A 19,582-nucleotide genomic window follows, 5' to 3' on the forward strand; every position below is an offset into this window, starting at 1 on the left:
GGGGGGGGGGGGGGCGGTGGGGGGAGAGGAAGGGAACGGGGGGGGGCCCTCGAGCCCCCCCCCCCCCCTCCGGCATGTCCGGCTCAGGCGCCGAGCCGCTCCTCCTGCCGGTCGGCGGCGGCCAGGACGCTGTCCAGGAGGCCCGGGAACAGGGCGTCGAGATCGGCTCTGCGCAGCCCGTTCAGCTTCGTGGTGCCCCGGTAGACCTGCTCGATCACACCGCTCTCGCGCAGCACCCGGAAGTGGTGCGTGGTCGTCGACTTGGTGACGGGCAGGTCGAAGTGCGAGCAGGACAGCTCGGCGCTGCGCGCGCTCGCCATCTCACGGACGACCGCGAGGCGCATCGGGTCGGACAGCGCGTGCAGCACCCCTTCGAGACGGATCTCCTCGCGGGCCGGGTGCACGAGTGTGCGGCTCGCGGTGGCCTGCGGTGCTGCGGTCGCCATGACGACCTCCTCTTCACGTCTCTGTAGAGCGGCTCGTCGCTCATTGTACGAGAACCTTCGTAGTTTGACATTCGCCGTACTACGATGGCTATCGTACGAGAGAAGCAGTCGAGACCGTACGAATGGAGTCCGCAGTGAGCGCGCTGTTCGAGCCCTACACCCTCCGGTCGCTGACCGTCCCGAACCGCGTCTGGATGCCGCCGATGTGCCAGTACAGCGCCGTCGCCGAGGGCCCGCTGACCGGTGCCCCCAACGACTGGCACTTCCAGCACTACGGCGCCCGCGCGGCCGGCGGCACGGGCCTGATCATCGTCGAGGCCACGGGCATCAGCCCCGAGGGCCGTATCTCCCCCTACGACCTCGGCATCTGGAACGACGCGCAGGTCGAGGCCTTCCGCCGGATCACCGCGTTCCTGAAGTCGCAGAACACCGTGCCGGGAATCCAGCTGGGGCACGCGGGCCGCAAGGCCTCCACCGACCGCCCCTGGGTGGGCGGCGCGCCGGTCGGCGCCGACGCCCACGGCTGGCAGGCCGTCGCCCCGAGCGCCGTCGCCTTCGACGAGCGGCACCCGGTGCCCGCCGAGCTGACCGTCGACGGCATCAAGGAGATCGTGGGTCAGTTCGCGGACGCGGCGCGGCGCTCGCTCGACGCCGGGTTCGAGGTCATCGAGCTCCACGGCGCGCACGGCTATCTGATCGGCCAGTTCCTCTCCCCGCACTCCAACAAGCGCACCGACGAATACGGCGGTTCGTACGAGAACCGGACCCGGTTCGCCCTGGAGGTCACCGACGCCGTGCGCGCCGTGTGGCCCGAGGAGCTGCCGCTGTTCTTCCGTATCTCCGCGACCGACTGGCTGGACGGGGAAGAGGGCTGGACCGCCGACGACACCGTCCGGTTCACCGCCGAGCTCAAGGAGCACGGGGTGGACCTGATCGACGTGTCCACCGGCGGCAACGCCTCCGGGGTACGCATCCCGGTCGGCCCCGGCTACCAGGTGCCCTTCGCCGCGCGTGTGCGCAACGAGGCCGGGGTCCCGGCCGCGGCCGTCGGCCTGATCACCGAGATCCAGCAGGCCGAGAAGATCCTCGTGGACGGCGAGGCGGACGCCGTGCTGCTCGGCCGTGAGCTGCTGCGCGACCCGTCGTTCGCCCGGCACGCGGCCCGCGAACTGGGCGCCGACGTGCACGTGCCGGACCAGTACCACCGCTCGGTCTGAGCCGGGCGGGTCCTGGCCCGGAGGGTGAGGGGTCCTGGCCCGGAGGGTGAGGACAGAGAACGACCATCAGGGCGGAGGCGCCGGAGCCTCCGCCCTGACGCATGTCCGGGTCTGGGCCGGTGCCCATCGCCCGCACGGGCACGGTGGGCGCGTGCACATGGTCGCGCCGAGGGGCCGTACTCGAAGCTGAACACCCACCGGCCACGCGCCCGACCACCGGAGAACGGTGCCGCGCGAGGCCGCTGTCAGCTTTCACGACACACCCCACGGCAATCTCCGGCAACCCCTGCTGCGCCGACGCGCGCACGCGGGAAGGACTGTGATGCTCTCTCTACCCGACGCGGTGCACGCGGCCGCGACCCGCACCGCCATGCGGCGGCTGCTGCCGGTGCTCGGCCTCGCCTACTTCATGTCGTACGTGGACCGGACGAACATCGCGCTGGCCAAGACCCGCCTCGAGGCCGACATCGGGGTGAGCGCGGCCGCGTACGGGCTGGGCGCCGGCATCTTCTTCGTCAGCTACGCGCTGCTCGAAGTGCCCAGCAACATGGTGCTCTACCGGGTGGGTGCCCGGGTGTGGATCGCGCGGATCGCGGTGAGCTGGGGACTGGTCTCGGCCGCGATGATGTTCGTGCAGGGCGAAGTCTCCTTCTACGTCCTGCGGTTCGTGCTCGGCGCCGCCGAGGCCGGGCTCTATCCGGCGCTGATGTACACGGTGACGCTCTGGTTCGCCCAGCGGCACCGGGTGCCGGTGGTCGGACTCGTCTACACCGCGCCCGCGCTCGCCACCCTGCTCGGCGCACCGGCCGGGGGCGGGCTGATGAGCCTGGACGGGGTGGCCGGGCTCAAGGGCTGGCAGTGGATGTTCCTCGTCGAGGGACTGCTGACCGTGGCGATCGGCGTGTTCGTGTGGTGCGTGCTGCCGAGCCGCCCCGAGGACGCGAAGTGGCTGTCGGCCGAGCAGGCCGCCTCGCTGACCCGGCACGCGGCCGCCGGTGCCGAACCCTCACCCCACCGGCTCCGCGGGAACCTCGGCCTCGCCTTCGCGCGCCCCGTCGTGCTGCTGCTGTCCGGGACCTACTTCGTGAACCAGCTCGTCGGGTCCGCCGTCGGGTTCAACCTGCCGTCGATCGTGCAGGGGCTCGGCGTCTCGGGCCCGATGCACATCGGGCTCGTCACCGGGACGATGGGCGTGGCGATCCTCGGGGGCGTGCTCTTCTTCCCCTGGCTGCAGAGCCGGGTGGGGCGGGACACCGAGCTGATCGTCCTGTGCGCGCTGGCCGGGACGGGGATCATGGCCGCCTATCTGGCGGCCGACGCCGCAGGGGCCCGGTTCGCGCTGCTCTTCGCCGCGAACTTCTTCCTCACCGGGACGCTGCCCCTGTTCTGGTCCGTGGCGATGTCCCGGATGTCGGGGCTGATGGCCGCCGTGGGTCTGGCCTTCATCAACACGGTCGGGCTGCTCGGCGGTTTCGTCGGGCCGCTGGTGTTCGGCCTCATCGAGGACCGCAGCGGTGACGCCGACGCCCCGTTCGTCTTCGTCGTCGTCGCCGGTCTGGTGGGCAGTGTGCTGGCCGCGGCGCTGAAGTGGATGGTGGGCCGCGAGGAGCGGACCGGTGTCCCCGCCATGGCGACGGCCGCCGACTGAGGAGCCCTCCCCGCCATTGGGCGGTTGCCCAGGTGATTCCCCCGTCACCTGGGCAACCGCCCGTTCCTCTTCCCAGGCGGCAGGGCGGATGCCTATTCTCCGGCCATGGACGACGAGTCGGCGCTGCGCCGCGAACTGGCCCTGACGCTGCTCACCGATCTCGACCCGCTGATCGCCGACCTGGCGGCCGACATCTGCGCCCACAGCACGCGCTACGCCAGCGGGCGGCCCGTCTCGCGCGAGGACCTCGAACTCACGCTGCGCGGCAACATCGAGCTGGCGCTCGGCGAGTTCGGCGGGCTCCCCCGTGACCGGCGCCGCTTCGAGACGGTCGCCGCGGACAACGGGCGGCTGCGCGCCGAGCAGGGCATGCCGCTGGCCACGGTCCTGAAGGCCTACCGGCGCGGCGGGCGCGTGCTGTGGCAGGCCATGGCGGACTGGATGCGGGACCGGCCGCCGTCCCAGCAGCGGCTGATGGGGGACATGGCGGGCGCGGTGTGGGAGACCATCGACCGGTTCTCGTCCGAGATGGCCGACGCCTACCGGCTGCGCACCCTGGAACTGGAGCACCGCGACGCGTCCCGGCGCGGCGCCCTGTTCGAGGCGCTGCTCGACGGCCGGGCGGGCGACCCGGCGGTGGCCGCCGCGGCCGCCTCCGCGCTCGGTGTGCCGCGGCACGACCGGTTCGTGGTGGTCCTCATCGCGCAGGACGCGCGGGATCCGGCCTCGCCACCCGACCCCGGGCCCGTCCTGGAGGCGGTCGGCATGTGGTCGTTCTGGCGCTCGCGCGCCGAGACCGTGGCGGGCCTCGTCCGGCTCGGGGCGCACGAGCCCGCGGTCCTCGTCGACACGCTGCGCGCCCACCTCGGCTACCGGGCCGGGGTCTCCCCCGCCTTCACCGAACTCGCCCTCGCCGACCAGGGGTTGCGCCTCGCCCGGCGCGCGCTCGACACCCTGGCGCCGGACCACGGGGAGGTCGCCGAGCTCGACGAACGGCTGGTGCACGCGGCGCTCGGCACCGAGCCGGAGATCGCGGAGCGGCTGGTGGCGCGCTATCTGGACGGGGTGCTGAGCAGCGGCGCCGAGGGTCCCGCGCTGCTCACGACGTTGCGGGTGTGGCTCGACTCGGGCTGCTCGGCGTCGCGCACCGCCACCCAGTTGTTCTGTCACCGCAACACGGTCCTCAACCGCATCAGCCGGGTCGCCGAACTCACGGGCCGCCCGGCCGAGTCCGGCGAGGCCCGGCTCGGCTGGGCGCTGGCGCTGCGCGCGCTCGAACTGACTCCCTGACCGGGGGGCGCTGGAGGCGGGGTGGCCGCTGCCCAGCGCGCCGCCGGTGATGGTGGGCAGTTGCACATGGTGCCCGGTGGGGCGATGCCGGAAGCTGAGGCGGCCCGACCCGACCGCGTGTCCGTCCGGCCCGGTCGCCGGCCACGCGCACATGCACACATGCAAGGGAGCCGCTGTGCAACTGAGCGTCGCCACCGTCCTGCAGGAATCCGCCGCCCGCCACCCCGACCGCATCGCGGTCGTCGAGGGCGATGTCCGCGTCAGCTACCGCACGCTGTGGCAGGAAGCGCTGCGCTTCGCCGCCCGGCTGCGGGCCCACGGCATCGGGCCGGGCGACCGCGTCGCGCTGCTGCTGCCCAACACCGCCGACTTCCCGCGCGCCTACTACGCGGTGCTCGCCGCGGGCGGGACCGTCGTGCCGGTGCACGCGCTGCTCGTCGCGGACGAGGTCGCCCATGTGCTCAGGCACAGCGGCTGCCGGGCCGTCGTCACCGCCGATCCGTACGGGACGGTGGCGCGGGCCGCCGCCGACGAGGTCGGGGTCGAGGTGCTGCACGTGGAGGTCGACGGCGACGCCGAGCAGCCGGCCGTGGCCGAGCCGCGCGACGCCGACGACACCGCGGTGATCCTCTACACGAGCGGCACCACGGGCCTGCCCAAGGGCGCCCTGCTCACCCACGCCAACCTGGTGATGAACGCGTCGGTCTGCGCGCAGGACCTGTTCGCCCTGACCCCGGACGACGTGGTCCTCGGCTGTCTGCCGCTGTTCCACAGCTTCGGCCAGTCCTGCGCCATGAACGCCGCCCTGCGCGCCGGATCCACTCTCGTCCTGTGCCCCCGCTTCACCGGTCCGGGCGCGCTGGAGCTGATGGTGCGCGAAGGCGTGACGGTGTTCATGGGCGTACCGACGATGTATCACGCGCTGGTCGAGGCGGCCGCGCACGACGAGCGGCGGCCCGCGCTGCGGATGGCCGTCTCGGGCGGCGCCGCCCTGCCCGTCGCGCTCTTCGAACGCTTCGAGACCACCTTCGACACGATGCTCCTGGAGGGGTACGGGCTGACCGAGACCTCCCCGGCGGCCACCTTCAACCAGCCGGCGTTCGGCCGCAGGCCCGGCACCGTCGGCCATCCGATCTGGGGTGTCGAGGCGGGCATCGCCGACGCGGAGACCGACGACCGCACGGTGCTCCTCGCGGACGGTGAGGTCGGCGAGGTCGTGCTGCGCGGTCACAACATCTTCGCGGGCTACCTCGACGATCCCGCGGCGAGCGCGGCCGCCGTCGTCGACGGCTGGTTCCGCACCGGCGACCTGGGGGTGCGGGACGCCGAGGGCCGTCTCAGCATCGTCGACCGCAAGAAGGACCTCATCATCCGCGGCGGTTTCAACGTGTATCCGCGCGAGGTCGAGGAGGTGCTCGCCCGGCATCCCGCCATCGCCCAGGTCAGCGTCATCGGCCTGCCCGACGAGGAGCGCGGCGAGGAGGTGTGCGCCGCCGTCGTGCTGCGGCCGGGCGCCACCGACAGCGGGGAGGAGATCGTCGCCTGGGCCCGCGAACGGCTCGGCCGGCACAAGTATCCGCGTGTCGTGCGCCTGTTGAGCGAGCTGCCGCTCGGCCCGAGCGGCAAGATCCTCAAGCGGGAACTGCAGAAGGAGTGCGGATGAACGTCGTCGAGACCGCGTACGGAGCGGTGCGTGGCCGGGTCGAGGACGGGGTGAGCGTCTTCCGGGGCATCCCGTACGCGGCGCCACCGGTGGGCTCGCTGCGGCTGCGGCCGCCGGAGCCGCCCGAGCCCTGGGACGGGGTCCTGGAGGCCACGGCCTTCGGGCCCACCGCGCCCAAGAACCCGTACGGCGCGCCCCTGGACGCGCTGCTGCCGGACCCGGACGTGCCCGGCGACGGCTGGCTCAACCTCAACGTGTGGACGCCCGCGCCGGACGGCGGCCCGCGGCCGGTGATGGTCTGGATCCACGGCGGCTCCCTGCGCAACGGCTCCTCGGCCGTCCCGGTCTACGACGGCCGTGCCTTCGCCCGCGACGGCGTGGTCCTCGTCTCCCTCAACTACCGCCTCGGCATCGAGGGGTTCGGCGTCTTCCCCGACGCTCCGGCCAATCTCGGGCTGCGCGATCAGCTGGCCGCGCTCGCCTGGGTGCGGGACAACATCCGCGGCTTCGGCGGCGACCCGGACAACGTGACGGTGTTCGGCGAGTCCGCGGGCGCCATCAGCATCGCCGCCCTGCTCGCGAGCCCGCACGCGAAGGGGCTCTTCCACCGGGCCGTGCTGCAGAGCGGCGCCCCCTCGGCGGTGTCCACGAAGGACGCGGCGCGCACCACCACCGCCATGGCCGGGCAGCTCGGCATCGAACCGACCGCCGAGGCCTTCGCCGCGGCCGATCCGGGCCGCCTGCTCGCCGCGCAGAAAGAGGTCACCGGGCGCGGCAATCCGCTGACCGGCGGTCTCGGCTTCCAGGTCGTCGTCGACGGGGACCTGGTCCCGGAGGATCCGGCCACGGCGCTGGCGCGGGGTGCCTCCGACGGCGTCGACGTGCTCCTCGGGAGCAACACGGACGAATACCGGCTGTGGTTCGTGCCCAGCGGACTCGTCGACAGGATCGGCCGGGTCACGCTGCGGGCCGCCCTGCTCAAGCAGCGGGCTCCGTGGCGCGCCCCGCGCGTCTACCGCGCCGCCCGGCCCGGCGCGTCCCCCGGGGAGATCCTCGGCGCGATCGCGACCGACACCCTGCTGCGCGTCCCCTTCAACCGGCTCGCGGACGCCCGCACGGGCAGGCCGGGGAGCACCTTCCTCTACGAGTTCGCCTGGCCGTCGCCCGTCCAGCGGCTCGGCGCCTGCCACGCCCTGGAGATCGGCTTCGTCTTCGACACGCTCGGCACCGCGGACAGCCGGCTGCTCACCGGGGACGGTGCTCCGCAGGAACTGGCCGACGCGATGCACGGCGCCTGGGTCTCGTTCGCCACGACGGGCGACCCGGGCTGGGCGCGGTGGGACGGCGGGCGGCCGGTCATGACCTTCGCCGCCGACGGCGCGCACGTGGTCCACGCTCCCCGTGAGCAGGAGCGCCGGCTGTGGCGCTGACCGCGTCCCGCACAGGCACCACTTCACCCGCACGGACACGACAGGGAGACCGCTCCATGAAGATCCGTCCTCGCGCTCTGGCCGCCGTCGCCGCGCTCTGCGCGGCCGTCGCCGCCGCTCCACCCGCCGCCGCGGCCGACAGCGGCAGACTCCGGTACGTGGCGTTGGGCGACTCCTACGCCGCAGCGCCGCTCGTCCTGCCGACCGACACCACGGACCGGGCGTGTCTGCGCTCGCTGGCCGACTATCCGCACGTCGCGGCCGAGGAGCTGGGCGCCTCCCTGACCGACGTCAGCTGTTCCGGCGCCACGTCCGGCGACCTGTCGACGTCCCAGTTCCCGGGGACGGCACCGCAGTACGACGCGCTGACCGAGGACACCGACGTCGTCAGCATCACCATCGGCGGCAATGACACGGCCCTGTTCAACCTGGCGGTGAGCTGCGTGAACGTCCTGCCGGAGCCGCTCGGCACCAGTTGCGCCCGGCGCAACACCGAAGGCGGCACGGACAAGGTGGCGGCGGCCATCGACGCCTGGGCCCCCACCTTCGACGGCGTCCTGGACACGATCCACCGGCGCGCGCCCCACGCCCGGGTCCTCGTCGTCGGCTACGGCACCTACCTCAGGCCCGGCGGCTGCCATCCGGTCCAGCCGTTCTGGGCCCGGGACGCCGACTACCTCCAGGGAAAGGTCGACCACCTGGGCGAGATCCTGCGGGCGGCCGCCGACCGGCACGGGGACACGTTCGTGGACACCGCCGCCCTCGGCGTCGGACACGACGCGTGCGCGGCACCCGCCGACCGCTATGTCGAGGGCGCCGTCTCCACCCGGGACGCGTTCCCCCTGCACCCGAACGCGACGGGATCGCGGGCGTTCGGACGGGCGGTGGCCGCCGCCGCCCGAGGCTGAGGGCGCACGTCGCGCCACGGCGACTGCATCCGACACGGCCCGGCAAGCTGAACGCTCGTTGACACGACTTCTCCGATCCACGGACCCGCCGTGCTTCGTCAGCTTCCGCCGTCAGAGGTGACCGATGTCAGCCGGTTCTCAGATCCATCACCCGTCGCCCGGGGATCTCGCGCTGTTCGCCCTCGAAGGTGACCTGTCGGCCGCGGCGGAGGACCACATGCGGGACTGCGAGACGTGTCGCTCGACGCTCGCGCAGTTCCTGCGCGTGACGGAGGCCGCCCGGGCCGGTGAGGCGGACCCGGTGCGGCCTCCGTACGAGGTGTGGGAGACGATTCGCGACCAGCTGTAGGGCTCAGGTGCGGGAGCCGGTCGGGGGGCGGCCGGCGGGCAGGCCGCGGCGCGCGACCGACTCCCGTGCCGCCTCCCGGGGGTGACGGCGGCGCCAGTAGGGATTGTCGTGGGTCAGCCCGCCGGACACCCGGCCGTACATCCCGAACGTGAGGATGACCAGGCCCATGATGAAGCTGAAGACGACGTTGGTCATGCCGAAGCCGAGCACGTTCGCGCCCTTGTCCAGGATGAACACGTGGACGAAGCCGCTGATCAGGAACAGCGTGCCCACGACCATGTTGAGCGAGGAGGCGAAGTTGCCCCCGATGACGGCTCCGGCGATCAGGGCGACCCCGACGACGACCGAGATGAGGCTGAGGACGCCGTTCGTGGACATGCCCGCGATGTGGCTGCCGTCCGTGTTGAACGGGCTCAGTTGGTCGGCGAAGCCGAGGCACCCGAAGACGAGCAGCACGACGCCGCAGAACGCGGCGCCCCACCGGTACACCTGGGCCAGTTTGTGATCGAGGGGAAGTTCGTCGTTGAGTTCCATGATGCGGGCACCTTTCCGGTCAACCACGTCCTGCGGCCCCCCTCTCGAAGATCACTTCGCCCCGATGTCTCCCGCCGGTTGCACCTGAGCCGGAACATCACTCCTTGCTCAGTCGCCCCGGCCACCAGGACTTCGGTCCGATGTCCCTGACCAGCGCGGGAACCAGCAGCGAGCGGACGATCAGGGTGTCGAGGAGTACGCCGAACGCGACGATGAACGCGATCTGGACGAGGAAGGCGAGCGGGATGACGCCGAGGGCGGCGAAGGTCGCGGCCAGCACGACACCGGCCGAGGTGATCACCCCGCCCGTGGCGACGAGCGCCCTCAGGATGCCCTCGCGCGCCCCGTGCTCCAGGGACTCCTCCCGGGCCCGGGACATCAGGAAGATGTTGTAGTCCACGCCCAGCGCCACGAGGAACACGAACCCGTACAGCGGTACGGAGGCGTCGGTGCCGGAGAACCCGAAGACGTGCTTGAACACCAGCGAGGAGATGCCGAGCGTCGCGGCGAAGTTCAGCGCCACCGTCGCGACCAGGATCAGCGGCATGAGGACGGACCTCAGCAGTCCGATCAGGATGACCAGGATGATGGCCAGGACGACGGGGACGATCAGCGCGCGGTCGTGTTCGGCGGTGTGCTGGGTGTCGTACTGCTGGGCGGTGTAGCCGCCGACCAGGGCGTCGGCGCCGTCGATCCCGTGCAGGGCGGTGCGCAGCCGGGCGACCGTGGCCTTGGCGGCGTCGCTGTCCGCGGCGTCCTTGAGGGTGACGTCCACGCGGATCCTGCCGTCCACGACCCGGGTCTGGCCGGAGCCGGGGCGGCCCTGTCCGGTCACGGGCGTCACGTCGGCGACCCCGGGGACCGCCTCGGCCCGCTCGACGATCCCCTTCTCGTGACCGGCGTCGGCGATCACGACGGCCGGGTTGCCGGAACCGCCGGGGAAGTGCTCGGCGAGGGTGGCCTGCGCGGTGACCGACGGCGCGTCGTTGACGAAGATCTCGTCGAGGGGCACGCCCTTGGAGTTCAGGGTGGGCGCGAAGGCTGCACAGGCCAGCAGGCCGATCAGCGCGACGGCCCAGATCTTCCGGGGGGACTTTCCGACGAGGCGGGCGATGCGGCGCCACACGCCGTGGCCGCCGCCCGCGGCCTCCGCGGGCCGGGGCCGTGCGGGCCAGTACGCGGCGTTGCCCAGCAGGACCAGGGCCGCCGGCAGGAAGGTGAGCGTGGTCAGGACGGCGCACACGATGCCGATGGCGCCCACCGGACCCAGGGCCCGGTTGTTGGTGAGGTCGCTGAGCAGCAGCGCGAGCAGGCCGAGCGCGACCGTGGCGGCGCTGGCGACGACGGCCCCGCTGGACCGGCGCAGGGCGGCCCGCATCGCGGTGAACCGGTCGTGCCCGGCGGCGAGTTCCTCTCGGTAGCGGGCGGTGAGCAGCAGGGCGTAGTCGGTGGCCGCGCCGATCACCAGGATCGACAGGATGCCCTGTACCTGGCCGTCGACCCGGACGACGTCGTGGTCGGCGAGGACGTAGACGACGGCGCAGGCGACTCCCAGGGCGAACACCGCGCTGAGGATGATGACGAAGGGCAGCAGGACGCTGCGGTAGACGAGCAGAAGGATCACGAGGACCGTGATCAGGGCGACGCCGAGGAGCAGTCCGTCGATCCCGGCGAAGGCGTCGGAGAGGTCGGCCTGGCTGGCGGCCGGTCCCGCGAGGACGGCCGTGGCGCCGCTGACGGCTCCTGCCCGCTCGGAGATCCGGTCGAGGGTCGGGGCGAGGTCGTCGCCGAGGTCGGGCCGGAGCTGGACCACCCCTTCCAGTGCCTTGCGGTCGCTCGACGGGATCGCGGGCGAGACCTCGCCCACCACCCCGGACGTGCCCTTCAGCGCGGCCAGCGCGCGGGTGGCGGCGCCGCGCTGCGCGCTGTCGAGGGAGCCCTTGTCGTCGGCGGTCCAGACGACGATGACCGGCAGCGTCTCGTCCTCCTGGAAGGCGCGCTGCGCCTCGATCACGCGTGTCGACTCGGCGCTCCGCGGCAGGAACGCGGCCTGGTCGTTGGTGGAGACCTCACCCAGCCGCCCGGCGTAGGGGCCCAGGGTGCCGCCCACGGCGAGCCAGACGAAGAGCAGGACAAGAGGCACGATCCACCGAGTACCTCGGGGGGTGCGGGACATGGTTCTCCCAGAGCAGCGACAGCGGGGGTCACGGATGTATCAGCGATCTCAGGTATCTCAACAACAAAGTATCTTAATGATTGAGTCAAAGATGCCCGACGGGGGTTCCGTGCTCATCATTCGCGCCGTGCGCGCCGATCGGATGCGGCGGACGCGGATCAGTCGCGGGGACCGCTCCGGGTCTCGGTGAGTTCCTCGTTGAGGACGTTCAGGAAGCGCAGGACGACGGCCAGTTCGGGTTCGTCGAAGCGGCGCCGGGCCCGCTCCGTCGCCTCGGCGAGCGGCGCGAAGTGCTTGCGGGCCTGCGCCTGCGCACTGGCCACGTAGTGCAGGTGCACGACCCGCCGGTCCGCGCTCTCGCGGACCCGCTTCACGTGTCCCGCGCGCTCCAGCCGGTCCACGCAGGCGCTGACCGCGCCGGAGGTGAGGCCGAGACGCTGCCGCAGCAGGCTCGGGGTGAGGGGCGTGTCGGCGTCCAGGATGGCGGCGAGCGCCTGGACGTCCGTGGGATGCAGTTCCTGTCCGGCCGCGAAGGCGTGGACGATCCCGTTCAGCTCGCCGTTGAGCCGGCGCAGCTGGACGGCGAGGGCGCGCAGGTCCGGGTGCGAGGGCACGGACGGGGTGTCCGCGCCGCCTGCGACGGGCGCCCTTCGGGGTTCACGGTTGTCCACCTGCCCACTCTATCGACGCCGCCCGTGATCCCCCGGCCCGGGCGACCGCGCGCGCCCCCCTTCACCACCCCTGTCACAAAGTCGCGCGCCGTCGACCAATCCACCGCCCGACCTGCTCCGGATCACAGGTGAGACCGCGCCCGCGGTCGCCGGGGAGGAGAGGCATGACGTCGATATCGGGGCAGGACTCCGAAGGGACCGGACGGCGGCGCACCGCCGTGATCGGAAGCGGCGTGGCCGGGCTCACCGCCGCGCATGTCCTGGGCCGCACGCACCACGTCACTTTGTACGAGGCCGACGACCGGCTGGGCGGTCACGCCCACACCCACGATCTGACCGCCTCCGACGGCGCGCGGCACCGTGTCGACTCAGGGTTCATCGTGCACAACCGCGCCACCTATCCGAACCTGCTGCGGCTGTTCGCCGAACTCGGCGTCGCCACGCAGGAGTCGGAGATGAGCATGTCGGTGCGGTGCGAGGGGTGCGGCCTGGAGTACGCGGGCGCCCGCGGCCCCGGCGGACTGTTCGCGCGTCCCCGCAACGCCGTGAGCGGGCCCTATCTGCGGCTCCTCTCCGAGGTGCCCGCCTTCCACCGGGCGGCCCGGCGGCTGCTCGACGAAGACCCGGACTCCGCGCTGACGCTGGGCGGTTTCCTGGACCGCGAGGGCTTCTCCCCGTACTTCCGTACGCACTTCATGACGCCGGTCGTCTCGGCGGTCTGGTCCTGCGACGCCGCCACCGCCCAGGCCTATCCGGCCGGGTACCTGTTCCGGTTCCTGCGCCACCACGGGATGCTCTCGGTGAGCGGATCGCCGACGTGGCGGACCGTCACGGGCGGCTCCCGCAGTTACGTCGACCGGGTGGCCGAGGGCGTGCACACGGTGCGCCTGTCGACGCCGGTCCGGGCCGTGCGGCGGCACGCGGACGGGGCCGAGGTCACCACCGGGGACGGCGCCACCGCCTCGTACGACTCCGTGGTCGTCGCCACGCATCCGGACCAGGCCCTGAACCTGCTGGCCGACGCCACGCCGCAGGAGAAGACGCTCCTCGGCGCCTTCCGGTACTCCCGCAATTCCACGCTGCTGCACACCGACACCGGTCTGCTGCCCCGGGCCCGCCGGGCCCGCGCCGCGTGGAACTACCTGATGCCGTCCTGCGCGGCGGGCGCCGACCGGGTCCGGGTCAGCTACGACATGAACCGCCTCCAGCGCCTGGACGCCGCCGAGACCTATGTCGTCACCCTCGGCGGCGAGGACCGGGTCGATCCGGACCGGGTGCTGGCCCAAATGGTGTACGAGCACCCGGTCTACACGCCGGAGTCGGTGGCCGCGCAGGCCCGGCTGTCCGAACTGGACACCGGCGTCTCGGCGTTCGCGGGTGCCTATCACGGCTGGGGGTTCCACGAGGACGGCTGCCGCTCGGGCGCGGCGGCCGCCGCGGCGCTGGGGGTGCGCTGGTGACGGCCGCGCCCGCCCTGTACGACGTCGCGATCGCCCACGTACGCACCGCGCCGCAGCGCTACACCCTGCGGCATCGCACCTACATGTGGCTCATCGATCCCGACCGGCCACCTGAACTTCCGCTCCTGCTGCGGCCGTTGGCACGCTTCGATCCACGCGACCACTTCACCGGCCGGGCGCCGTCCGTCCGCGCCGGCCTCGACGCCTTCCTCGCCGAGCACGGGGTGGATCTGGAGGGCGGCGAGGTCCAGATGCTCACCCACGCGCGCGTGTTCGGGTACGTGTTCAACCCGATCACCCTCTACTGGTGCCACGGCCCCGACGGCGCGCCGCGCTGTGTCGTCGCCGAGGTCCACAACACGTACCGCGGACGGCACTCCTATCTGCTGCATCCGGACGGCGCGGGGCGGGCGGTGACCGACAAGGAGTTCTACGTCTCGCCGTTCTTCCCCGTCGACGGCCGTTACCGCATGCGCCTGCCCGCACCCGGCGGCCGGGTCGACCTCACCGTGCAGCTGGAGCGCGACGGCGGCCGGCCGTTCACCGCAACCGTTCGCGGCGCACGGCGGGAAGTACGGGCGCGGACCCTGCTGCGCCTCGCCGTGCGCCGGCCGTGGTCCACGCTCGCCGTGTCCGCCGCGATCCGGCTGCACGGCGTACGTCTGTATCTGCGCGGGCTACCGGTCCAGCCCCGGCCCGCCTCACGACAATGCCCGGAGAACCACCGATGAGAACTGACGATTCCCCCTCGATCGATCCCTCCTCGATCGTCCCCGCCCCGGCCACGGCGTTCCGCGGCACGGCGCGGAACCCTTCCGTGGATCCGGCGCGCTGGCCGGACGTCGCGGCGTCGCCCCGGGCCTCGCGGGCCAGGACCGCGGTCGCCGCGGCCGTCGTGCGCCGGGCCCTGGAGCGGCTGCCGCTGCGCGTCCGGTTCGCGGACGGGACCGAACTCGGCCGCGGCGGGCCCCTGATGGAGGTCCGCGAGCCGCGGGCGTTCCATGCCCGGATCGGGCGGCACGGCCTGATCGGGTTCGGCGAGTCCTACATGGCACGGGAATGGGACGCCCCGGACCTGGTGTCGGTGCTGACCGTCCTCGCGGCGCACGCGGCCGATCTGGTGCCCGCGCCGTTGCAGCGGCTGCGCGGCCTGTGGGCACTGCGCAGGCCGGCCGCCCAGCGCAACAGCCCGGACGGCTCGCGGGAGAACATCAGCCACCACTACGACCTGTCCAACGACCTGTTCGCGCTGTTCCTCGACGAGACCCTCAGCTATTCGTCGGGCGTCTTCCGCGCGCTGCCCGCCGAGTGGAACCTGCTCGCCGACGCCCAGCGCCGCAAGATCGACCGGCTGCTCGACCTCGCCGACGTGCGCGAGGGCACGCGCGTGCTGGAGATCGGCACCGGGTGGGGCGAACTCGCGCTGCGCGCCGCCGCCCGCGGCGCGCACGTCACCTCGCTCACCCTCTCCCAGGAGCAGCGGGACCTGGCGCGCGACCGGATCGCGGCGGCGGGTCTCGCCGACCGGGTCTCGGTCGAGCTGTGCGACTACCGCGAGGCGCGCGGCACGTACGACGCCGTCGTGAGCGTCGAGATGATCGAGGCCGTCGGCGCCGAGTTCTGGCCCGTGTACTTCCGCACGCTCGACGCCCGCCTCGCCCCCGGCGGCCGGATCGCGCTCCAGGCCATCACGATGCCGCACGACCGGATGCTGGCCAGCGGCTCCACGTACACCTGGATCCAGAAGTACATCTTCCCCGGGGGTCTGCTGCCGTCCGTCGAGGCGGTGGCGGAGGTCGTGCACGAGCACACCGGGCTCACGGTCGCCCGCCGCGACGGCTACGGCGCCCACTACGCGGAGACGCTGCGCCTGTGGCGCGAGCGGTTCACCGAGCGCGCGGACGAGGTCGACGCGCTGGGCTTCGACGAGACGTTCCGCCGCATGTGGACGTTCTATCTCGCCTACTCCGAGGCCGGGTTCCGCTCCGGATACCTCGACGTACAGCAGTACCTGTTCACCAAGGAGGCGTCCGACCGATGAGCACCGCACGACCCGTCAGGACCGGTGCCGCCCACCGGCTCGCCGCACTCGCCTCGACCGCGCTCGGCGGGCCGCTCCCGGTCCGGCTGCGCACCTGGGACGGCGCCGAGGCGGGCCCCGCCGACGGCCCCGTCGTCGTCGTGCGGTCCCGCCGGGCGCTGCGCCGGCTGCTGTGGCAGCCGGGCGAACTGGGCCTCGCGCAGGCCTATGTGACCGGTGAGATCGACGTCGAGGGCGACCTGGCCACCGGCCTGCGCACCATGTGGGCGGCGGCCAGGGAACGCCGGCTGCACCCGCCGCGGCTCACCCTCGCCGACCGGGCCCGCGCGGTCCGCGAGGCGGCCCTGCTGGGGGCGGCGGGGCCGCCGCCGGCGCCGCCCGCGTCCCAGGCGCGGCTGCGCGGGGTCCTGCACAGCAGGACCCGCGACCGGGCCGCCATCAGCCACCACTACGACCTGTCCAACGCCTTCTACCGGCTGCTGCTGGACGAGACGATGGCCTACTCGTGCGGCTACTGGGCGTCCGACGACCCGAAGTTCGGCGCCGCCGACGCGCAGCGCGCCAAGCTGGAACTGATCTGCCGCAAGCTCGGCCTGGTGGAGGGCGCGCGGCTGCTCGACATCGGCTGCGGCTGGGGTTCGCTCACGCTGTACGCGGCCGAGCGGCACGGGGCGCGGGTCACGGCCGTGACGCTCGCCGCCGAGCAGGCCGCGTACGTACGGGAGCAGGTGCGCGAGCGGGGTCTCGACGACCGGGTCGACGTGGTGTGCCAGGACTACCGGGACATCACGGGCGGCGGCTACGACGCGGTCGCCACCGTCGAGATGGGCGAGCACGTCGGCGACGACGAGTACCCCGCGTTCGCCGCGTCCCTGCACCGGCTGGTGCGGCCCGCGGGGCGGGTGATGGTGCAGCAGATGTCGCGCGGGAGCGTGGCCCCGGGCGGCGGTGCGTTCATCGAGGCGTACATCGCGCCCGACATGCACATGCGGCCGCTGGGCGACACGGTGGCGCTGCTGGAGTCGGCCGGTCTCGAGGTGCGGTCGGCGGAGTCGCTGCGCGAGGACTACGTGCGCACGGTCGACGCCTGGCACCGCACGCTGGAGGAACGCTGGGGCGACGTCGTACGGCTCGTCGGCGAGGAGACGGCCCGGGTGTGGCGGCTGTACCTGGTCGGCGGCGCTCTGGCGTTCGACGAGCGGCGCATGGGGGTCGACCAGATCCTCTCCGTCCGGCCGACCGCCGACGGAGGCAGCGGAATGCCCGCGACGCAGCGGGACTGGTACGCGGGGCTGGACGCGCTGTGAACGGCTTTCCCTGGGCGGACTTCGCGGCGGGCCTCGGCTGGTCGGCCGCCGCCGCGCTGGCCGTCCTGCTGGGTACGTTCGCCGTGGCCCTGCGCAAGGGGCTGCACCGGATCGTCGACGTCGCGTGGGGGCTCGGGTTCACGGCGGTGGCCGTGGTGAGCTTCGCGGCGTCGGCGGGCAGCGGCGACACCGGCCGCCGGGTCCTGGTGACCGTGCTGACGGCGGTGTGGGGCGTCCGGCTCGCCGTCCACATCGCGCGGCGGGGACGGGGGCACGGTGAGGACCCGCGCTACGAACGGATGCTGGCGAAGGCGCCCGGCAGCCGGAACCTGTACGCCCTGCGCATGGTCTATCTGCTCCAGGGCGCGCTCGTCTGGCTGGTGTCGCTGCCGGTCCAGGCGGCCGGTTACGTGCCGGGGCCGATGAGCGGGTTCGCCTGGGCGGGTGGCGCACTGTGGGCCGTCGGGATGGTCTTCGAGGCGGTCGGTGACGCCCAGCTCGCCCGGTTCAAGGCGGACCCGGCGGCCAAGGGCCGGATCATGGACCGGGGGCTGTGGCGCTACACCCGGCACCCGAACTACTTCGGGGACTTCTGTGTGTGGTGGGGCCTGTTCCTGCTGACCTGCGACGCGCTCGGAGCGGCGGCCGTCAGTGTCGTGTCGCCCCTGGTGATGACCCTGTTGCTGACGAAGGGCAGCGGTAAGCGCCTGTTGGAACAGCACATGGCCGGGCGGCCGGGCTATACCGAGTACGTGGCGCGGACCAGTGGGTTCTTCCCCTGGCCGCCGCGCCGCTGACCCGCGGTACGACCCACTCGGAAGGAACGGCGCACGGTGCCTGAGAACGACAAGGACGTGGCGGCCCACTGGCTCTTCGGGGACCAGTTGGGGCCGCACTTCCTCGCGGCGGGACCCGACGGGCCGCACCGGGACACCCCGGTGCTGATGGTGGAGTCCCAGGGCGTGTTCCGGCGCCGCAGATTCCATCGGGCCAAGGCGCACCTGGTGCTCTCGGCGATGCGGCACCGGGCCGCGGAACTCGGCGACAGAGTCGTCTACGTCAAGGCCGACAGCTATGTGCAGGGGGTGCGCGAGGCCGTCGGCGACGCCCCGCTGACGGTCCATCACCCGACGTCGCGGGCGGCGCTGAAGCTGGTCACCGCCCGCCCCGCGACCCGGGTGCTGCCCGCACGCGGGTTCCTCGTCGCCCACGACGACTTCCGTGACTGGGCGGCCCGGAGCGGCTCAGGACAGCTGCGCCAGGAGACCTTCTACCGGTGGGTGCGCGGCAACCACGATCTCCTGATGGACGGCGGCGAACCGGCCGGCGGGCGCTGGAACCTCGACCACGACAACCGCGAACCGGCGCCGCGCGGTGCGGCCGACCTCGGGGTGCCCGCCCCCTACCGGCCCCGGGAGGACGAGATCGACGCGGAGGTCCGCGCGGATCTCGACCGCTGGCAGCGCGAGGGCACCGTGGAGTTCCTGGGCGACGACGGGCCTCGCCTCTTCCCCGCGAGCCGCCGCGAGGCGCTGGCCGCGCTGCGGCGGTTCCTGGAGTTCCGGCTGCCGACGTTCGGCACGTACGAGGACGCCGTGCTCGCCTCCGACCCCGTCATGAGCCACAGCCTGCTGTCCTCCTCGCTCAATCTCGGCCTGCTGGACCCGGCGGAGTGCGTCGAGGGCGCCGAGGCCGAGTACCGCGCCGGACGGGCGCCGCTCAACAGCGTCGAGGGCTTCGTCCGGCAGATCGCCGGCTGGCGGGAGTACGTGTGGCAGCTCTACTGGCATTTCGGCCCGGAGCACCGGACGGCGAACGTCCTGCGGGCGCACGGCGAGGTGCCGTCCTGGTGGGAGGAGCTGGACTCCACGGCGGTGAGCGCCAACTGTCTGTCGCACGTCCTGGACGACGTACGCGCGACGGGCTGGACGCACCACATTCCCCGGCTGATGATCCTGGGGAGCTACGCGCTTCAGCGCGGCTGGGATCCGGCCGAGGTGACGGACTGGTTCCACCGGGCGTTCGTCGACGGCTACGACTGGGTGATGGTGCCGAACGTCATGGGGATGTCGCAGTTCGCGGACGGCGGCCGGATGACGACGAAGCCGTACACCTCGGGCGGCGCCTACCTCAACCGGATGACCGACTTCTGCGGCGACTGCCGCTTCAAACCGACGGTGCGGGTGGGCGACGACGCGTGTCCGTTCACGGCCGGGTACTGGGCGTTCCTGCACCGGCACCGGGCCCGGTTCGAGCACAATCCGCGCATGGCGCAGGCGGTCCGTGGGCTCGGCCGCTTGAGCGATCTGGACGCCCTGCTCGAACAGGAGCGGGACCGCGCCGACTGACACGTCCCGGGGGGGGGGGGGGAGGCGTGATCCCTCTCCCCCGGAGACGTCACAGGCACATAAGCGGTAAGTGTACGAGCACGAAGCCCGAGTG

The 19,582-nt window shown here is 72.8% G+C and carries 17 protein-coding genes; 13 read left to right on the forward strand and 4 right to left on the reverse strand.

What is annotated here, in order from left to right:
- Window positions 1-83: 83 nt before the first annotated feature.
- Window positions 84-446: an ArsR/SmtB family transcription factor gene (locus ACFVDP_RS37405; protein WP_383499981.1), complete on the reverse strand. Its 363-nt coding sequence runs from the start codon at window positions 444-446 to the stop codon at window positions 84-86.
- Window positions 447-580: 134 nt separating this feature from the next.
- Between ACFVDP_RS37405 and ACFVDP_RS37410 the strand changes: the two genes are divergently transcribed.
- From ACFVDP_RS37410 to ACFVDP_RS37440, 7 genes are all read left to right on the forward strand, one after another.
- Window positions 581-1,663: an NADH:flavin oxidoreductase/NADH oxidase gene (locus ACFVDP_RS37410; protein WP_383499984.1), complete on the forward strand. Its 1,083-nt coding sequence runs from the start codon at window positions 581-583 to the stop codon at window positions 1,661-1,663.
- A 322-nt stretch (window positions 1,664-1,985) separates the two neighbouring features.
- Complete coding sequence (locus ACFVDP_RS37415; RefSeq protein WP_383499987.1) at window positions 1,986-3,311, forward strand: MFS transporter; 1,326 nt, start codon at window positions 1,986-1,988, stop codon at window positions 3,309-3,311.
- 105 nt (window positions 3,312-3,416) lie between these two features.
- Window positions 3,417-4,601, forward strand: coding sequence for a PucR family transcriptional regulator (locus ACFVDP_RS37420; protein WP_383499990.1), 1,185 nt, complete (start codon window positions 3,417-3,419; stop codon window positions 4,599-4,601).
- Between the two features lie 175 nt (window positions 4,602-4,776).
- The gene (locus tag ACFVDP_RS37425; RefSeq protein ID WP_383499992.1) at window positions 4,777-6,264 is read left to right on the forward strand and encodes a long-chain fatty acid--CoA ligase; all 1,488 of its coding nucleotides are present in this window, start codon (window positions 4,777-4,779) and stop codon (window positions 6,262-6,264) included.
- On the forward strand, window positions 6,261-7,694 hold the full coding sequence (locus ACFVDP_RS37430; RefSeq protein ID WP_383499995.1) for a carboxylesterase/lipase family protein: 1,434 nt from the start codon (window positions 6,261-6,263) through the stop codon (window positions 7,692-7,694). The genes ACFVDP_RS37425 and ACFVDP_RS37430 overlap by 4 nt, the downstream gene beginning before the upstream one ends.
- 56 nt (window positions 7,695-7,750) lie before the next feature.
- Window positions 7,751-8,602, forward strand: coding sequence for an SGNH/GDSL hydrolase family protein (locus ACFVDP_RS37435; protein ID WP_383499998.1), 852 nt, complete (start codon window positions 7,751-7,753; stop codon window positions 8,600-8,602).
- A 124-nt stretch (window positions 8,603-8,726) separates the two neighbouring features.
- The gene (locus ACFVDP_RS37440; protein WP_383500001.1) at window positions 8,727-8,951 is read left to right on the forward strand and encodes a hypothetical protein; all 225 of its coding nucleotides are present in this window, start codon (window positions 8,727-8,729) and stop codon (window positions 8,949-8,951) included.
- A gap of 3 nt (window positions 8,952-8,954) precedes the next feature.
- Here the strand turns inward: ACFVDP_RS37440 and ACFVDP_RS37445 are convergent, their stop codons facing one another.
- From ACFVDP_RS37445 to ACFVDP_RS37455, 3 genes are all read right to left on the reverse strand, one after another.
- Window positions 8,955-9,485, reverse strand: coding sequence for a DUF4383 domain-containing protein (locus ACFVDP_RS37445; RefSeq protein WP_383500004.1), 531 nt, complete (start codon window positions 9,483-9,485; stop codon window positions 8,955-8,957).
- A gap of 97 nt (window positions 9,486-9,582) precedes the next feature.
- Complete coding sequence (locus ACFVDP_RS37450) at window positions 9,583-11,661, reverse strand: MMPL family transporter (RefSeq protein ID WP_383500007.1); 2,079 nt, start codon at window positions 11,659-11,661, stop codon at window positions 9,583-9,585.
- Window positions 11,662-11,819: 158 nt separating this feature from the next.
- Entirely contained in the window at window positions 11,820-12,332 is a 513-nt protein-coding gene (locus ACFVDP_RS37455; protein WP_383500010.1) for a MarR family winged helix-turn-helix transcriptional regulator, read from the reverse strand.
- Between the two features lie 164 nt (window positions 12,333-12,496).
- Between ACFVDP_RS37455 and ACFVDP_RS37460 the strand changes: the two genes are divergently transcribed.
- Genes ACFVDP_RS37460 through ACFVDP_RS37485 form a run of 6 tightly spaced genes read left to right on the forward strand, consistent with a single transcriptional unit; the run spans window position 12,497 to window position 19,488 of the window.
- The gene (locus ACFVDP_RS37460) at window positions 12,497-13,792 is read left to right on the forward strand and encodes an NAD(P)/FAD-dependent oxidoreductase (protein ID WP_383500013.1); all 1,296 of its coding nucleotides are present in this window, start codon (window positions 12,497-12,499) and stop codon (window positions 13,790-13,792) included.
- Entirely contained in the window at window positions 13,789-14,523 is a 735-nt protein-coding gene (locus tag ACFVDP_RS37465) for a DUF1365 domain-containing protein (protein WP_383500016.1), read from the forward strand. Before ACFVDP_RS37460 ends, ACFVDP_RS37465 begins: the two co-directional genes overlap by 4 nt.
- Complete coding sequence (locus tag ACFVDP_RS37470; RefSeq protein ID WP_383500019.1) at window positions 14,520-15,833, forward strand: class I SAM-dependent methyltransferase; 1,314 nt, start codon at window positions 14,520-14,522, stop codon at window positions 15,831-15,833. Before ACFVDP_RS37465 ends, ACFVDP_RS37470 begins: the two co-directional genes overlap by 4 nt.
- Window positions 15,830-17,140 (forward strand): class I SAM-dependent methyltransferase, encoded by a 1,311-nt coding sequence (locus tag ACFVDP_RS37475; protein ID WP_383500022.1) that lies wholly within the window; start codon window positions 15,830-15,832, stop codon window positions 17,138-17,140. Before ACFVDP_RS37470 ends, ACFVDP_RS37475 begins: the two co-directional genes overlap by 4 nt.
- Window positions 17,137-17,937, forward strand: a complete 801-nt coding sequence (locus ACFVDP_RS37480) for a DUF1295 domain-containing protein (RefSeq protein WP_383500025.1) — start codon at window positions 17,137-17,139, stop codon at window positions 17,935-17,937. Before ACFVDP_RS37475 ends, ACFVDP_RS37480 begins: the two co-directional genes overlap by 4 nt.
- 36 nt (window positions 17,938-17,973) lie before the next feature.
- Window positions 17,974-19,488, forward strand: a complete 1,515-nt coding sequence (locus ACFVDP_RS37485; protein ID WP_383500028.1) for a cryptochrome/photolyase family protein — start codon at window positions 17,974-17,976, stop codon at window positions 19,486-19,488.
- Window positions 19,489-19,582 lie beyond the last annotated feature (94 nt).

The sequence above is a fragment of the Streptomyces sp. NPDC057694 genome, assembly GCF_042799415.1.
Lineage (GTDB): Bacteria > Actinomycetota > Actinomycetes > Streptomycetales > Streptomycetaceae > Streptomyces.

Bases quoted from the DNA above. Each gene is read 5' to 3' on its own strand.
- ACFVDP_RS37405 (WP_383499981.1), bottom strand. From the start codon at position 446: ATGGCGACCGCAGCACCGCAGGCCACCGCGAGCCGCACACTCGTGCAC.
- ACFVDP_RS37415 (WP_383499987.1), top strand. From the start codon at position 1,986: ATGCTCTCTCTACCCGACGCGGTGCACGCGGCCGCGACCCGCACCGCC.
- ACFVDP_RS37420 (WP_383499990.1), top strand. From the start codon at position 3,417: ATGGACGACGAGTCGGCGCTGCGCCGCGAACTGGCCCTGACGCTGCTC.
- ACFVDP_RS37430 (WP_383499995.1), top strand. From the start codon at position 6,261: ATGAACGTCGTCGAGACCGCGTACGGAGCGGTGCGTGGCCGGGTCGAG.
- ACFVDP_RS37435 (WP_383499998.1), top strand. From the start codon at position 7,751: ATGAAGATCCGTCCTCGCGCTCTGGCCGCCGTCGCCGCGCTCTGCGCG.
- ACFVDP_RS37440 (WP_383500001.1), top strand. From the start codon at position 8,727: ATGTCAGCCGGTTCTCAGATCCATCACCCGTCGCCCGGGGATCTCGCG.
- ACFVDP_RS37445 (WP_383500004.1), bottom strand. From the start codon at position 9,485: ATGGAACTCAACGACGAACTTCCCCTCGATCACAAACTGGCCCAGGTG.
- ACFVDP_RS37450 (WP_383500007.1), bottom strand. From the start codon at position 11,661: ATGTCCCGCACCCCCCGAGGTACTCGGTGGATCGTGCCTCTTGTCCTG.
- ACFVDP_RS37460 (WP_383500013.1), top strand. From the start codon at position 12,497: ATGACGTCGATATCGGGGCAGGACTCCGAAGGGACCGGACGGCGGCGC.
- ACFVDP_RS37470 (WP_383500019.1), top strand. From the start codon at position 14,520: ATGAGAACTGACGATTCCCCCTCGATCGATCCCTCCTCGATCGTCCCC.
- ACFVDP_RS37475 (WP_383500022.1), top strand. From the start codon at position 15,830: ATGAGCACCGCACGACCCGTCAGGACCGGTGCCGCCCACCGGCTCGCC.